The organism is Lutibacter sp. A80 (assembly GCF_022429645.1).
Lineage (GTDB): Bacteria > Bacteroidota > Bacteroidia > Flavobacteriales > Flavobacteriaceae > Lutibacter.
The window spans coordinates 3591891-3607287 of record NZ_CP092480.1; the positions used below are offsets into that span (position 1 = coordinate 3591891).

Genomic DNA, 15397 nt, shown 5'->3' on the forward strand with positions numbered 1-15397 from the left:
AATGATTAACGTTACCAAAACATTTTTACCACCTATTGAAGTTTACCAAAAGCAATTAGAACGTATTTGGAAAAATGAGTGGATTACAAACCGAGGAACATTGGTACGTGAGTTAGAGGAAAACTTAAAAGCGTATTTAGGTATTAGGCATATAATTTGTATGAATAACGGAACCATACCTTTACAAATAGCCTTAAAGCTTTTTGGTAATACTGGAGAGGTTATCACTACACCATTTAGTTATGTGGCTTCCACTTCTGCTATTGTTTGGGAAAACTGTACCCCCGTTTTTGTAGATATACACCCTAGGTATTTAACCATTGATGAAACAAAGATAGAGGCTGCAATAACACCAAAAACCACCGCTATTTTAGCAACCCATGTGTTTGGGAATCCTTGTAATGTAGGAGCTATTGAAACCATTGCTAAAAAATATAATTTAAAAGTAATTTACGATGCCGCTCATAGTTTTGGCGTGCATTACAAAGGTACTTCGTTGTTTAATTATGGAGATATAAGCACTTGTAGTTTTCATGCTACTAAACTATTTCATACTGGAGAAGGCGGCGCCTTATTTTGCAATAACAAAGATTATGAATTGCAAAGTTTTTACAGTCATAATTTTGGACATAAATCTGCTACAGCATTTTACGGTGTAGGTATTAATGGGAAATTATCCGAGTTACAAGCAGCTATGGGCTTGTCTGTACTGCCATATATGAATACCATACTTGAAGGAAGAAAAAAAGTAGTGGACTATTATAACATCAATCTAGATTTTTCTAAACTTGAAAAAATGGAATTAAGAGCAGATACAATATGGAATTATAGCTATTACCCTGTTATTTTTAAAAGTGAAGCAGCCCTGTTAAAAGTTCAAAAGGCATTAAACGAGCTTGAAATATATCCTCGAAGGTATTTTTATCCATCTTTAAATACTTTAAATTATGTAGGGGAGCAACAAATGCCAGTTTCTGAAAGTATTGCTGCACGCATCTTGTGTTTGCCGTTGTATGGAACTTTGGAAGAAAATGAGTTAAAGCTAATTTGTACACTAATTAATAAGGAATTATGCTAATAATTGGAGCAAAAGGGTTTGCAAAAGAAGTATTAGAAATACTACATCAACAAAATAAGTTAGAGAATATCGCTTTTTATGATGATATAAATACTGATATTGGAGAGTTGTTATATAATAAATTTCCTATTTTAAAGAACGAAAAAGAAGTAATTAATTTTTTTAACGCTACGAGTAATAAATTTACTATTGGTATAGGTAATCCTATTTTACGTTATAAAATGAACTTAAAATTTGAAAAGCTTAATGGTAATTTAATTTCTTGTATAAGTCCTTATAGTGTTATTGGAAATTATAATGTTAATTTAGGTGATGGTTCTATAATTATGAGTGGTGTTAATATATCAAATAGTACTTCATTTGGGGTTGGTTGTATTGTATATTATAATTCAAATATAACGCATGATTGTGTAATTGGTGATTTTGTTGAAATTTCACCAAGCGTTAATTTGTTAGGTAATGTAAAAGTGGGTGCATTTACTCAAATTGGGTCAAATTCAACAGTTCTGCCAAATAGAACTATTGGTAAAAATGTAATAATTGGAGCTGGCTCTGTTGTAACTAAAGATATCCCAGATAATTCTATGGCTTTGGGAGTGCCAGCTAAAGTGGTAAAGCAATTACAACCTTTAAATTTTTAATTGTATGGCAGAAATACCATTAGTTAGTGTGGTAATGATTACTTATAATCATGAAAAATACATTCAAAAAGCTATTGAAGGAGTATTAATGCAACAATGTAGTTTTGAGGTAGAATTAATTATTGTAGATGATAATTCACCAGATAAAACAGAAGAAATAGTCAAAAAAATAATAGAAGAACACCCCAATAGCAGTTGTATTAAATATACTAAACACAACGAAAATAAAGGAATGATGCCTAATTTTATTTGGGCATTACAACAAACCAAAAGTAAATACATAGCCCTATGCGAAGGTGATGATTATTGGACAGACCCCTTAAAATTACAAAAACAAGTAGATTTTTTGGAGGCGAATATGGAGTATAGTCTTTGTTTTACAGCAAAATCAAATATAGATATTAATGGAGTTTTTATAAATGAATCTAGGTATGGACACCAAGAAAATTGGATAACTAAAGATGTTTTAAATGGAAGTTTTATTGCACCTACACAAACTATTGTTTCTAAGAATTTATCAAATGACCTTATTAACTTTTTAGCGAAATTTCCAGATTCTACGGGAGGCGATAAGCTTTACACGTATTTTTATGCTACAAAAGGTAAATTAAAATATATAGATGCAAATACTGCCAATTATAGAGTTCATAGTGGTGGGGTTTGGTCTGGATTAAATAAGAAACAGCAATTAATTATTCATATAAGAGAGCATCTTAAATTTTTAGAGGTTGTTAAAAAAGATAAATTACATTTTAAGCAGTTAAAAAGAGATATGTTTCGCTTTATTTTAACAAGATTATATTTTAGTTTTTTTAAAGAACCGTTAAAAACTGTGAATAATCTATCTTTTATTTTAATAAAATACAAAATAGCCCCTATAGTGTTTTTATTGGCTGGAAAAGATTTTTCATTATATTATATTAAATTATTACAGTCAAAATTTAAATAGGGTATATATTTACTATATGATAATGTAGTGTTTTGTAATTGAAATTAAGATTTTTCTAATGTAAATTAATTATATAATGAATTTTTTGTAAAAATGATATTTAAAAGAATCTTTTTAAAATAGTATGAATAAATATTTAAGTGTAATAGTGCCTGTATATAATGTTGAAGATTATTTACACAAGTGTATTGATTCAATTATCAATCAAACATTTCATCATTTAGAAATTATACTTGTTAATGATGGTTCTACAGATACATCTGCACAAATTTGTGATAACTATGCAAAAAAAGATACACGTATTAAAGTTATTCATCAATCAAATGCAGGAGTTTCTGTTGCCAGAAATAAAGGAATTGAAATAGCTATGGGTGAGTATATAACCTTTATAGATAGTGATGATTTTATTGAAGAAGATTTTATTGAAACGTTATATACAACGTCAAAAAAAAATAATTTAGATATTGTTATTTCAAATTTTCACAAAGAGCAAGAGGAAATAATTAATGAGCGCAAAAGCAATTTTTCAACAACTAAAGTTTTTGATAGGTTAGAGATACAAGAAAAAATTATTCCTTTTTTCTTAAAAGAAGATGGTTTAAATTCATGTTGCAATAAAATTTATAAAGCGGATTTAATAAAAAATAATGCAATTAACTTTCCAATAGGCATAACAAATGGAGAAGATGCATTATTTAATTTACAATGTTTTAACAAAGCTACCAAAGTACAATTTATAAATTACGCTGGTTATTATTATAGGGAGGTTACCGGGAGTGCTACGCGTAACATTTTAAATAAAGATTATTTTAAAATAGCATTAGATGTATATAATTTTAAGCATGTTAAAGCGTATAAGTTAACTTTAAGTGAAATAGAAGCAACTAAATTAAAATCAATACGTTTTGTAACTACAATAGTTTCATTAATTCATATTTATTTACAATCGAATGCAGAAATACCGTTTAAACAACGTTTTTTGTATGTAAAAAATATGATTTCTAATAAACAGGTACAAGATGTACTACATAAAAATTGGACTGAACTAAAAATAAATAAAGGGAACTATCAAAAATTGCTTTTATATTGTATGAAAATAAAAAGTATGGCTGGGCTTTTTATACTAACAGCATATAGCAACATAAGAAATAAAAGTTAAGTGATGAAAATACTAATGTTTTTCCATTCAGGGAGTACAAATAGAGGTTGTGAAGCTATTGTGAGAACAGCAGCAGTTTTAATTAAAGAAAAGTACCCAAAGGCAATTATTCATTTGGCATCTGGAAATCCTGAATCTGATAAAATAATACCTTTCTTAGATGCTGTTTTTTTAGATAAAAGAAGGTCTATAAAAAAGTATTCGATACCATGGTTTATAAGTGCTTTTAAAGTTAAGCTATTGAATGATGAAAACTATGCTTTTAGAAAGATTTATGCTGACATTATAGATAGCATTCCTAATTATGATATTTTTTTATCTATTGGAGGTGATAATTATTGTTATGGAGAGCAACCAGGTATTTATGAAATAGATAGATGTATAAAAAAGGCAGGTAAAAAATTAATATTGTGGGGAGCATCTATTGGAAAGGAAGATTTATCTGAACCAAAAATTGAAGATTTAAAGTTATTTGATATAGTATTGGCTCGTGAACCACTAACATATAATTTATTAAAAGAACATAAAATTCAAAATGTTAAACAGGTAGCAGATGGAGCTTTTCTTCTCGATAAAGAAGAATTACCTTTGCCTGAAGGATGGCAAGAAGGGAATACTATTGGTTTTAATTTTAGTCCATTGGTGAATGCTAAAAATCAGAAATCAAAAGAAGCGGCATTTAATTTGGTACAACATATTATTGAAACTACAGATATGGCCATTGCTTTTACACCTCATGTTATACAACCGAATAATGATGATTATGCGGTGCTATTGGAGTTTTATAGTCAATTTAAAGATTCTGGAAGAGTATTAATATTACCAAATAACTTAAATGCGACACAATACAAAGGATATATTGCGAGGATGCGTTTCTTTATAGGAGCACGAACACATGCAACCATTGCAGCTTATTCAAGTTTAGTACCTACCATGGTATTAGGTTATAGTGTAAAATCTAAAGGAATTGCGATAGATATTTTTGGAGAAGAAAAGTTAGTGCTAAACTTAAATGAAATATCTAATACAGAAATATTAATAGCTAAATTTAATGAATTATTAGAGGAAGAAGAACAATTAAAAGTGGTTTTAAAAAATAAAATTCCTGAAATAAAAAAAATGGCTATTAAAGCAATTGACTTTATTTAAAAAAGTATATGAAAAAAAATATTCTATTTATAATTCCAAGTCTAGATGCAGGTGGTGCAGAAAAGAGCTTAATAAATTTATTGAGTGTATTTGATTATTCTAAATATAATGTTGATTTAGTGTTGTTTAATAAAACAGGATTGTTTTTAAACATGCTTCCCAAAGAAGTTTCAATTATTGAAATAAAAGGTGATTATACTGATTTTGTTCTGCCTTTAAAAGAATCTATATTACAATTTATTAAACAATTTAAATTTAGGTTAGTGTTTAATAGGTTGCTATTTACGTTTAAAAATAAGTTTATTAAAAATAAAGCTTTAGCTGAGCAGTATTCTTGGAAAAATATGAGCACTGTAATTCCAAAGTCCGATAAAAAATATGATACAGCTATTGCTTTTTTAGAAAAATCATCTATTTATTTTTTAGTTGATAAAATTGAAGCTAATAAAAAAATTGGATTTATACATAATGATTACAATAAGTTAGATTTAAATAAAGAATTTGATAATTTTTATTTTACAAAACTAAATTATTTGGTTACGGTTTCAGAAGAATGTTTAAGCGTATTAAAATTTATTTTTCCTAAATTAAAACAAAAAATTAAAACTATACATAATATTGTATCAACAGAATTAATATCCCAACTAGCTGAGAGCGACGCAGCAAATGAAATGATTATAGGTAAATATAATATTCTTTCAATAGGTAGATTACATCCTCAAAAAGGGTTTGATATGGCAGTAGATGCTTGTGGAATAATTAAGAGAAAAGGTTATAATTTAAATTGGTATATTATAGGAGAAGGAAATGAAAGGGAAAATTTAGAGATTAAAATAAAAGAAAAAGAACTAGTTGAGAACTTTTATTTGCTGGGATTAAAAGAGAATCCTTATCCTTTTATAAAAAAAGCAGATGTTTTTGTTCAGTCATCTAAATACGAGGGAAAATCAATTGTAATTGATGAAGCAAAGATTTTAAATAAACCAATTGTAACAACAAATTATTCAACAGTTAAAGACCAAATACAGCATAATATAAATGGTTTAGTTGTAGAAATAAATGCCGAAAGCTTAGCAAATGGAATTATAAAAATGATAATGGATAAAGATTTAAGAGAAAGTTTAGTTTTTAATTTAAATAAAGAAAATTTAGGAACAGAACATGAAATTAATAATTTGTATAATCTGATTGAATATTAGACAATGAAAAAAGATATTCTTTTTATTATGAACAGTTTAAACTGTGGTGGTGCAGAAAAAGCTTTAGTTTCTTTATTACAAGTAATAGATTACAATAGATACAATGTAGACTTATATTTGTTTAAAAAAGAAGGAATGTTTATAAAAGATGTACCAAAAGAAGTTACAATTTTACAGCAGCCTAAAAATTATTCTTTTTTCGATATGTCTATAAAGAAAGCAATAGTACAAAACTTAAAAAAAGGCAATTTTAAATTAATATTTTATAGAATGTTAGCCGGATTTGTTTATAAAATTGAAAAAAAACCAGTAGTTAGAGAACAAAAAGCTTGGAAATACCTAAAAAAAGTAATTCCAAGCTTATCTAAAAAATACGTTGCTGCTATTGGCTATTTGGAAAAAACGCCTAATTATTTTTGTATAGATAAAGTAAATGCAAAAATTAAAATAGGGTTTGTACATACGGACTTAGAGAAACTTGGAATTGATTTTATTAAAGAGCAAAAATATTTAACAAAATTAGATCATATTATAACGGTATCAAAAGAATTACGAGATAGACTGTCTTTAAGATTGCCTTTTTTATCTTCAAAAATTACTTTTATAGAAAATATAGTTTCCAAAAATAAATTAATTAAATTATCAAATGAACCAATGTCAATTAGTTTAGATAAAAATTATTTTAATATTTTGTATGTTGGTAGGTTAGCAAAAGAGAAAGGGCTTTTTTTTGGATTAGACGCAATTGAAATTTTAATTAAGAAAGAATATAAAATTAAATGGTTAATAATAGGTGAGGGTAATAAAAAGGAAGAACTGGAAAAAGCTTCACAAGATAAAGGAATTCGTGAAAATATTATTTTTTTAGGATTTAAAGAAAACCCTTATCCTTATATGAAAGAATGTGATTTATTCCTATTACCATCTTTTTATGAAGGTAAGTCAATTTCTTTGGAAGAAGTAAAATTATTGCATAAACCAATTGTGGTTACTAATTTTAGTTCTGCTCAAGACCAAATTGTTGATAATAAGACAGGTTTAATTTCCGAGTTTACACCAAAATCAATTGCCGATAATATTGAAAGGCTATTTGTTAGTAATGACTTAAGAGAATCTTTTATAAAAAACTTGTCATTAAATATGGATGGAACAGAAAGTGAAATTAATAAACTTTACAATATATTAGAAAATTAATGTTAGTTACAATATTTACTCCAGTTTTTAATAGAAAGCATTTAGTTATAGATCTTTATGAATGTCTGTTGAGGCAAAGTTTTAAAGATTTTGAATGGGTAATTGTTGATGATGGGAGTTCTGATGGGCTCGAAGAGGTAGTTAATAATTTAATTAGTGATAATAAAATTAAAATAAAATACTTTTATAAGGAAAATGGAGGAAAGCATACAGCAATTAATTTAGGAGTAAAAAAAGCTAACGGGGAATTATTTTTTTTAGTTGATAGCGATGATCTTTTAGTAGATAATGCTTTAGAATTAATGTCTAAAAAATGGCCTGAAATTAATGAGAACCCATTAATTTGCGGTATTGTAGGTTTGTTTAAATTTGAAAATGGCAATGTTGTAGGAGATACTTTTAATGATTCTTTAGAAAAAGTTTCTTTTGCGGATATATATTTAAAATACAATCTAAAAGGGGATAAAACTGTTGCATTTAAAACAAAAATTATGAAGGATTACCCTTTCCCAGAGAAAAAAGGGGTAAAGTTTGTTTTTGAAGCAGTAGTTTGGCACGATATGGCAAAAAAATATTTTGTGATATGCTTAAATGAGATAATTGGTATTGTTAATTATCAACAAGAAGGTTTATCAGATAGTTCATATAAATTATGGTATATTGAAGGATTAGCATTCTCTTTTTTTCAATCTATAATTAAAAATATTCATCCATTTAACAAATATCCAAAAAAATATATTTCCAATTATATTCATTTAGCATCAAGTAGTCTATTGTCAAATAAGAATTATTTTTTGCAATTAAAATCTATTAAAAGTAAGTTTATATATATACTTATTTTTCCTAGGGCTTATTTTGCATATTTAAGAATGAGAAATAAAGTAATCAAAAGAGAAGAATGATATTTAAACTTATAAAAAAAATTATATTGAAGTTGAAAGGGATATCAAATGAACAGTTGTCCTTAAATGCTAATATTGCAGCTGGTCTGAAAGTTGGTGAAAATTGTTCGGGTCTTATAGGTTGTACAATAGATCACGGTCATTGTTGGTTAATTGAAATTGGAGATAATGTGGTTTTTGCACCTCAAGTGTATTTATTAGCTCATGATACTAGTACTAAAAGAAGTTTGGGGTATACAAAAATAGGTAAAGTTAAAATAGGTGATAATTGTTTTATTGGTGCAAGAGCTTTAATAATGCCTAATGTAAGTATTGGAAATAACACAATAATTGGTGCAGGTAGTATTGTTACGAAATCTATTCCGGCAAATGTTGTGGCAGCTGGAAATCCAGCTAAAGTTATTAGTTCCATTGCTGAATATGAAAAGAGAATAAAGAAATTAATTGAAGATTCACCAACTTATGAAAAGGAATATACTATGTCACATAATATTAACGATATTATGAAACAAAAAATGTGTAAAGATTTGGATTCTCTAAGTGGATTTGTAAGATAAAAAAGTATGAATTATATTGTTATTTTAATAATTATAATTATTGTTTTAATAGATATTATACCACAATTTATTTCTTGGAAAAATCGTATTTATATAGGAAGATGGGAAACAACAGAGGTTTGGAAAGTAGCTATATTAAAAAAATCGATAAAATGGTTTAAAAAAACACCTACTATAAAACTAACGGATAATAATAGATTAATTATTATAGATATTTTAAAAGGAAATTATAAAAGAAAATCTATACAACATTGGCAGGAAGCTGGGTTAGTTTTAGGTTTAACACAAGTTTATATTGAGAATAAAGATAAAAATATTAAAAAGGAGCTTATAAACTATATTAATACTAAAATAACTGAGAAAGGCAATTGGATAGAGCAGCCAAAAGAGATAGATGGCGTTATTTTAGCATACGCTATTTTAAATATATCTTGGGTAAATCATCAAAAAAATAAACCAGCTTATGATGCTGTGTATCAATTAATCAAACGTTTAATTGGAGAAGATGATACGGTACAATATCGTAAAAGCATGAAACACTATCGGTATGTAGATACAATTGGTTTTATATGTCCGTTTTTAGTTTTATATGGTGTTAAATTTAAAAATAAAGAAGCGTTAGATTTAGGCTTGTTTCAAATAACTGCATTTAACAAATATGCAATGTTACAAGAGTCTTTTATTCCTTGCCATAGCTATCATATTAAAACAAAATTATCTGTTGGCTTATTTGGTTGGGGACGTGGTTTAGGTTGGTATGCCATCGGTTTAATTGATGCTTGGAATGCTTTACCAGAAGATGATTTAGATAAAAAGGTGCTAACCAATAATGTTATCTTATTTACAAAAATGATTTTAAAATTTCAAAATGTAAATGGTAGTTGGAACTGGATGATTACAAGTGCAGAAGCTAGAGCAGATTCTTCTACAACTGCTACTCTTGCTTGGTTTTTAGTTAATGCTGCTAAAATAGATGAACTAGAAACTGAGTGTTTAAATGCAAAAGATAAAGCTTTAAATTATTTAATGAAAGTAACACGTCGTAATGGGGCTATCGATTTTTCACAAGGAGACACTAAGGGAATTGGTGTATATTCCCAAAATTTTGATATTTTACCATTTACGCAAGGATTTACTTTAAGAACTAGTTTTTTAAATAAGACTGAATGATAAAGTTATTCTATATTACAAATGCAATTAATGGCTCAGGAGGCTTAGAGCGTGTACTGGCGGTAAAAGCAAGTTATTTGGCAGATACATTAGGGTATAAAGTACATATTCTAACTTTAAATAATGGTGACAAATCTCCATTTTACAACTTTAGTACTAATATTAAGTTTATTGATATTAAAGTAAGTGGCAATGCTATCAATTATTTTTTACAGTATAAAAAAGGAATAAAAAATGCGTTGAAAGTTGTAAACCCAGATGTTATTTCGGTATGTGATGATGGTTTAAAAGGTCTGTTATTTCCAATATTCTTTGGAAAAAAAACACCTGTTATTTATGAACGGCATGCCTCCTTAGATTTTAATTTTATTTCAGAAAAAAATAATTCAGCAATTCAAAAGCTTAAAAATTATGGTGTACAATCTGCAATGCTTTGGAGTGCAAAAAAGTTTGATGCTTTTGTAGTACTTACCAATGGAAATAAAAAAGATTGGCATACAGTTAATTGTACAGCAATTCCAAATCCTTCTCCATTTAAAAATAGTATTAAAGATTTTAAAGCAGCAAAAAAAAATATAATTTTAGCTGTAGGGTCCCAGAGTTATAATAAAGGTTTTGATAGGCTACTTACCATTTGGGGGTTGATTGAAAAAAAATATCCAGATTGGAGCATAGAGGTTTATGGAAAACAACATAAAAAACTTAATTTGCAACAAAAGTTAAAGGAGCAAGGTTTGAGTGCACGTTTTAGTTTTAATGAGCCAATTAAAAATATAGCAGATAAATATGCTGAAGCTTCCATATTTGTATTGCCTTCAAGGTCAGAAGGTTTTGGTATGGTATTGATAGAAGCCATGAGTTTTGGAGTACCCTGTGTTGCGTTTGACTGTCCACACGGTCCAGCAGATATTATAAGCAATAATAAGGATGGTTATATAGTTGCGAATGGAAATTTAGAAGAATTTGCAGAAAAGTTAGCCACACTTATAGAACATCAAGAAAAAAGAAAGCAGATGAGTGGAGCGGCTATTAAAAACGTAAGACGTTATGCTCCAGAAAAAATAATGCCACTTTGGGATGAATTGTTTAAAAAAATGATCAATTAACCATGAAAAAGATATTATTAATGATTCCGTATGGTAGTGTTGGTGGCATGGAAAGGTTAGCTTTGACTTTTTATGATTATTACAAAAGTAAAGGATATATAGTTAAAGGGTTAAAAATAATTAAATTAAATAATGATATAATTTCATTTGGAGATGATGAGATTTATTTAAGTAATAAAGATTTTAATGAAATGTCAAGATTTCAAAGAATGATATTTTATTTAAAGTGTCCTTTCTTAATAAATAGGCTAGTTAAAAAATATGAAATATCACATTCTATAGCTTTTGGTGATATGGCTAATTTATTTAGTAGTTTGTCATTTAGTAAAGAATTTAAAGTTGGCAGTATTCATGCTTTAAAAAGTTCAGAATTTTCAGGCTTGTCTACCTTTAATAAAATATTTAAATTAAGCTATAAGTCGACGTATTACTTTTTAGATAAAGTAGTATGTATTAGCAAAGGGATAAAGGATGATCTTATTGAAAATTGTTCATTTAAATTTAAAAATAAACTTATTGTAATTTATAATCCTCATAATATAAAAAGGATTAGAGAATTAGCTAATGATTCAATATTGGATATGGAAGAATCAATCCTTTTTCAAGGTCAAGTTATATTATTTTTGGGACGTGTTTCTATTCAAAAAGCTCCTTGGCACTTATTAAAGGCGTTTAAAGACGTGTTGTTAAAGTTTCCTAAAGCAAAATTAGTATTTTTAGGAGCTGGGCAGGTAGAAGTTATAGATTATTTAAATAACTTAATAGCTGATTATAAATTACAAGAGAATATTATTTTTTTAGGTAGAAAATCGAATCCTTATAAATATCTTAAGAAGGCAAAAGTTTTAGCATTATCTTCTTATTATGAAGGGACTCCAAATGTAATTATAGAAGCAATGGCTTTAGAAACTCCAATAGTAACAACAAATTGTACAGATGGAATTGGAGAGCTGATGGGTTTAAAAAATAATGAAAAATATAAATTAAAAAATATAAAGACCGAAGTAGGGTTTATAACTCCATCTGTTTTTAGAGGAGATTTGAATATACCTGAAGATAAACTTTGTACAATTGAAGAGAAATTAATAGCAGAAGCTATAAGTGATGTATTGAATAATGATTTTTGTTATAAAAACTCATCTGAAGTTGATAAGTTGCTTTCAAAATTTAATTTAAATCTAATTGCAAAGGATTATTTATTAAAATTAAACAAATGATTTTTAATTCCATTATACCTATTCCTTCTTATACACCATTATTTTATAATATGGTATTGCTAGTGGTGCTTTTAGCAGTTTTACAGTTATTTGTTAAGGGTTATGTAATTAAAGATGCTACTAAAAAGGAAACCGCTTCAGTAATTTTATTAATTGTGGTCACCTTATATATGGGCTTACGGCCTATTAGTTTTGCCTTTGGAGATATGGGGATGTATGCAAAATACTTTAGAGAATTTGCCAATGGAGCTGAAATTACAAATACAAAAGATATTTTATGGCGCTTGTTTATGAAGTTTTGTAGCGGTATTATGTCTGCCCAATACTTTTTTTTACTCTGTGCTATTTTGTATATAGTACCCTTGTATGCCGCTGTTAAAAAATGGTTTGGAATAGATAAGTATTTTATTTTTTTAATGTTAATAGCTTCCTTTTCTTTTTGGGCATACGGCACCAATGGTATTCGGAATGGGATTGCAACTTCTTTTTTTATTTATGGTTTGGCAATTACCAATAATAAATATATTAAGTATGGGCTATTTTTATTAGCCTATTTAATACACGGCAGCATTATGATACCTATTGCAGCCTATGTATTAACTACTTATTATAATAATACACGGCATTATTTAATAGGCTGGTTGGTGGCAATACCTTTATCAATAGCCTTAGGTGGTTTTTGGGAAAGTTTATTTGCATCGCTAGGCTTTGGAGGAGAAAGGTTAAGTTATTTAGGGAATGCAATTGATAAATCTCAATTTTCAAAAACTGGTTTTCGGTGGGATTTTTTAGTGTATAGTGCAGCAGCTGTATATGCAGGCTATTATTTTATATTTAAGAAACATTTTAACGATAAAATGTACCACCAATTATTTAATATCTATCTTACTGCCAATGCCTTTTGGATTTTGGTAATCCGTTCTAGTTTTTCAAACCGTTTTGCGTATTTATCGTGGTTTTTAATGGCGATTATTATTTTTTACCCCTTTTTTAAGCAACAATTTTTTGTAAAACAACAAAAAGTATTGGCATATACCGTATTGTTGTATTATGGTTTTACCTATTTTATGACAACAATTCTATAAAAAAGACCTAATTTTTAAGCGCTAGATATATGAAATTAGTAACCGTTTTTACCCCAACATACAACAGAGCATTTTGCTTAGGGCAATTGTATGCGAGTTTAATAAAACAAACAGCAACTAATTTTTGTTGGCTTATTATAGATGATGGTTCTACAGATACTACAAAAGAACTGGTGCAAACTTGGATTGCTGAACATAAAATTGAGATAAACTATGTTTTTCAAGAAAACCAAGGAATGCACGGGGCACATAATACAGCCTATAGTCTAATCACTACCGAGTTAAATGTATGTATAGATTCGGATGATTATATGCCCAACAATGCTATTGAGTTGATTTTAAATAAATGGGAAAGCGTTAAACATAAAAATACTATTGCTGGGATTGTAGGTTTAGATGTATTAAAAAATGGAACTATCATAGGAAAACAATTTCCTGAAGCTTTAGAATTTAGTACATTAAATAATATGTATACGCAATATAAAATTACTGGAGATAAAAAATTGGTATTTAGAACTGATGTAGTTAAGAAATATCCAAAATACCCTATTTTTAAAAATGAGCGTTTTGTACCGTTGGGTACTTTGTATTTAATGATAGATCAAGATTATGAATTAGCCTGTTTAAACAAGCCATTATGTGTGGTAGAATATTTACCAGATGGTTCGTCAAATACTATTTTTAAGCAATATAGATTAAACCCAAAAGGGTTTCGTTATGCAAGAGGCGTTGAATTAAAATACCTAACTAGTTTTAAGGAAAAAGTAAAAAAATGCTTACATTTAATATCTTCAACCTTATTTATAGGCGATTTTCAATTTTTTAAAAACAATCCTCAAAAATTATTAACAGTGGTTTGTTTTCCTTTTGGTTTTATATTTCACGGCTATATACTTTTAAAAAGTAAAAAATGAAAGTACTACAAGTTATAAATAGTTTACATACCGGAGGTGCTGAAAAATTATTGTTAGAAAGTATTCCTTTGTATGTAAAGCAAGGAATTAAAATGGATATTTTATTATTAAATGGTTCTGAAACTCCTTTTTTAACAGCTTTAAAAAAGCAAGAATGTTGTCGCATATTTAGTATAGGGAAGGGATGGGTTTACAATCCTTTTTTAATTCTTAAAATAATTCTATATTTAAAGCATTATGATGTAGTGCATGTACACTTGTTTCCTGCCTTATATTTTGTTGCATTGGCAAAAATAATGTCATTTTCAAAAGTTAAATTCGTTTATACAGAGCATAATACAAATAATAAGCGTCGTAGGTTTTATGTTTTTAAATTAATTGATAGAATTATTTACGAGAATTATAAAAAAATAATTACGATATCAAATGATGTTGAATTGAGTTTAAAAAAACATTTAAAAACTAGAAAGTCTAAATTTATAAGAATTCAAAATGGGGTAAATTTTCAAAAGTTTAGTAAAGTAAATGCATATAAATGTAGTGACTTTTTTTCGATAGAAGATAAAATCTTAATCCAAGTTTCTAGTTTTACTCATCAAAAAGATCAAGTAACATTAATAAAAAGTTTAACAGCATTACCGGAGCAGGTAAAATTATTATTGGTAGGTGAAGGAGAGTTAAAAGAAAGGAGTGAAGTGTTAGTCCAAAAGTTGAAATTAACTACAAGGGTAAAATTTTTAGGCATAAGAATGGATGTGCCACAACTTTTAAAAACAGCTGATATTTGTATTTTAAGTTCAAAATGGGAAGGTTTTGGTCTTGTAGCTGTTGAAGGTATGTCGTGTGGTAAACCATTAATAGCTACAAATGTGCCAGGTTTAAATCAAATAGTTAAAGGAGCAGGTTTATTATTTCCTGTTGGCGATGAAAAGGTTTTGGCAAAACACATTATGGATTTGTTGCATACTAAAAATTATTATAATAAAGTTGCAAATGCTTGTTTAGAACGTTCTAAAAAATATGATATTGAACTAATGGTAAATAAACATATTGCATTGTATAATTCATTAATTTAAA

Annotated in this window: 15 protein-coding genes; all 15 read left to right on the forward strand. The window is 27.7% G+C overall.

Annotation, left to right across the window (positions count from 1 at the left end; genetic code table 11):
• Position 1: 1 nt before the first annotated feature.
• The 15 genes from MHL31_RS14765 (at position 2) to MHL31_RS14835 (ending at position 15396) form a co-directional block, all read left to right on the forward strand.
• On the forward strand, positions 2 to 1078 hold the full coding sequence (locus MHL31_RS14765) for a DegT/DnrJ/EryC1/StrS aminotransferase family protein (RefSeq protein ID WP_240226718.1): 1077 nt from the start codon (positions 2 to 4) through the stop codon (positions 1076 to 1078).
• Positions 1072 to 1719 (forward strand): acetyltransferase, encoded by a 648-nt coding sequence (locus tag MHL31_RS14770; RefSeq protein WP_240226719.1) that lies wholly within the window; start codon positions 1072 to 1074, stop codon positions 1717 to 1719. Before MHL31_RS14765 ends, MHL31_RS14770 begins: the two co-directional genes overlap by 7 nt.
• A gap of 4 nt (positions 1720 to 1723) precedes the next feature.
• Positions 1724 to 2668, forward strand: coding sequence for a glycosyltransferase (locus MHL31_RS14775; protein ID WP_240226720.1), 945 nt, complete (start codon positions 1724 to 1726; stop codon positions 2666 to 2668).
• 124 nt (positions 2669 to 2792) lie between these two features.
• A complete protein-coding gene (locus MHL31_RS14780; RefSeq protein ID WP_240226721.1) occupies positions 2793 to 3827 on the forward strand; it encodes a glycosyltransferase in 1035 nt (344 codons plus the stop codon).
• A 3-nt stretch (positions 3828 to 3830) separates the two neighbouring features.
• Positions 3831 to 4976: a polysaccharide pyruvyl transferase family protein gene (locus MHL31_RS14785; RefSeq protein ID WP_240226723.1), complete on the forward strand. Its 1146-nt coding sequence runs from the start codon at positions 3831 to 3833 to the stop codon at positions 4974 to 4976.
• A gap of 8 nt (positions 4977 to 4984) precedes the next feature.
• Complete coding sequence (locus tag MHL31_RS14790) at positions 4985 to 6175, forward strand: glycosyltransferase (RefSeq protein ID WP_240226724.1); 1191 nt, start codon at positions 4985 to 4987, stop codon at positions 6173 to 6175.
• Between the two features lie 3 nt (positions 6176 to 6178).
• Positions 6179 to 7369: a glycosyltransferase gene (locus MHL31_RS14795; protein WP_240226725.1), complete on the forward strand. Its 1191-nt coding sequence runs from the start codon at positions 6179 to 6181 to the stop codon at positions 7367 to 7369.
• A complete protein-coding gene (locus MHL31_RS14800) occupies positions 7369 to 8271 on the forward strand; it encodes a glycosyltransferase family 2 protein (protein ID WP_240226726.1) in 903 nt (300 codons plus the stop codon). Before MHL31_RS14795 ends, MHL31_RS14800 begins: the two co-directional genes overlap by 1 nt.
• A 32-nt stretch (positions 8272 to 8303) precedes the next feature.
• The gene (locus MHL31_RS14805) at positions 8304 to 8828 is read left to right on the forward strand and encodes a DapH/DapD/GlmU-related protein (RefSeq protein ID WP_240226728.1); all 525 of its coding nucleotides are present in this window, start codon (positions 8304 to 8306) and stop codon (positions 8826 to 8828) included.
• A 6-nt stretch (positions 8829 to 8834) separates the two neighbouring features.
• On the forward strand, positions 8835 to 9998 hold the full coding sequence (locus tag MHL31_RS14810; protein ID WP_240226730.1) for a glycoside hydrolase family 88 protein: 1164 nt from the start codon (positions 8835 to 8837) through the stop codon (positions 9996 to 9998).
• Entirely contained in the window at positions 9995 to 11104 is a 1110-nt protein-coding gene (locus MHL31_RS14815; RefSeq protein WP_240226731.1) for a glycosyltransferase family 4 protein, read from the forward strand. Before MHL31_RS14810 ends, MHL31_RS14815 begins: the two co-directional genes overlap by 4 nt.
• Before the next feature lie 2 nt (positions 11105 to 11106).
• Positions 11107 to 12321: a glycosyltransferase gene (locus tag MHL31_RS14820; protein WP_240226733.1), complete on the forward strand. Its 1215-nt coding sequence runs from the start codon at positions 11107 to 11109 to the stop codon at positions 12319 to 12321.
• The gene (locus MHL31_RS14825; protein WP_240226734.1) at positions 12318 to 13406 is read left to right on the forward strand and encodes an EpsG family protein; all 1089 of its coding nucleotides are present in this window, start codon (positions 12318 to 12320) and stop codon (positions 13404 to 13406) included. The genes MHL31_RS14820 and MHL31_RS14825 overlap by 4 nt, the downstream gene beginning before the upstream one ends.
• 29 nt (positions 13407 to 13435) lie before the next feature.
• A complete protein-coding gene (locus tag MHL31_RS14830; RefSeq protein ID WP_240226736.1) occupies positions 13436 to 14320 on the forward strand; it encodes a glycosyltransferase family 2 protein in 885 nt (294 codons plus the stop codon).
• Positions 14317 to 15396, forward strand: a complete 1080-nt coding sequence (locus MHL31_RS14835) for a glycosyltransferase (RefSeq protein WP_240226737.1) — start codon at positions 14317 to 14319, stop codon at positions 15394 to 15396. The genes MHL31_RS14830 and MHL31_RS14835 overlap by 4 nt, the downstream gene beginning before the upstream one ends.
• The last annotated feature ends 1 nt before the right edge of the window (position 15397 follow it).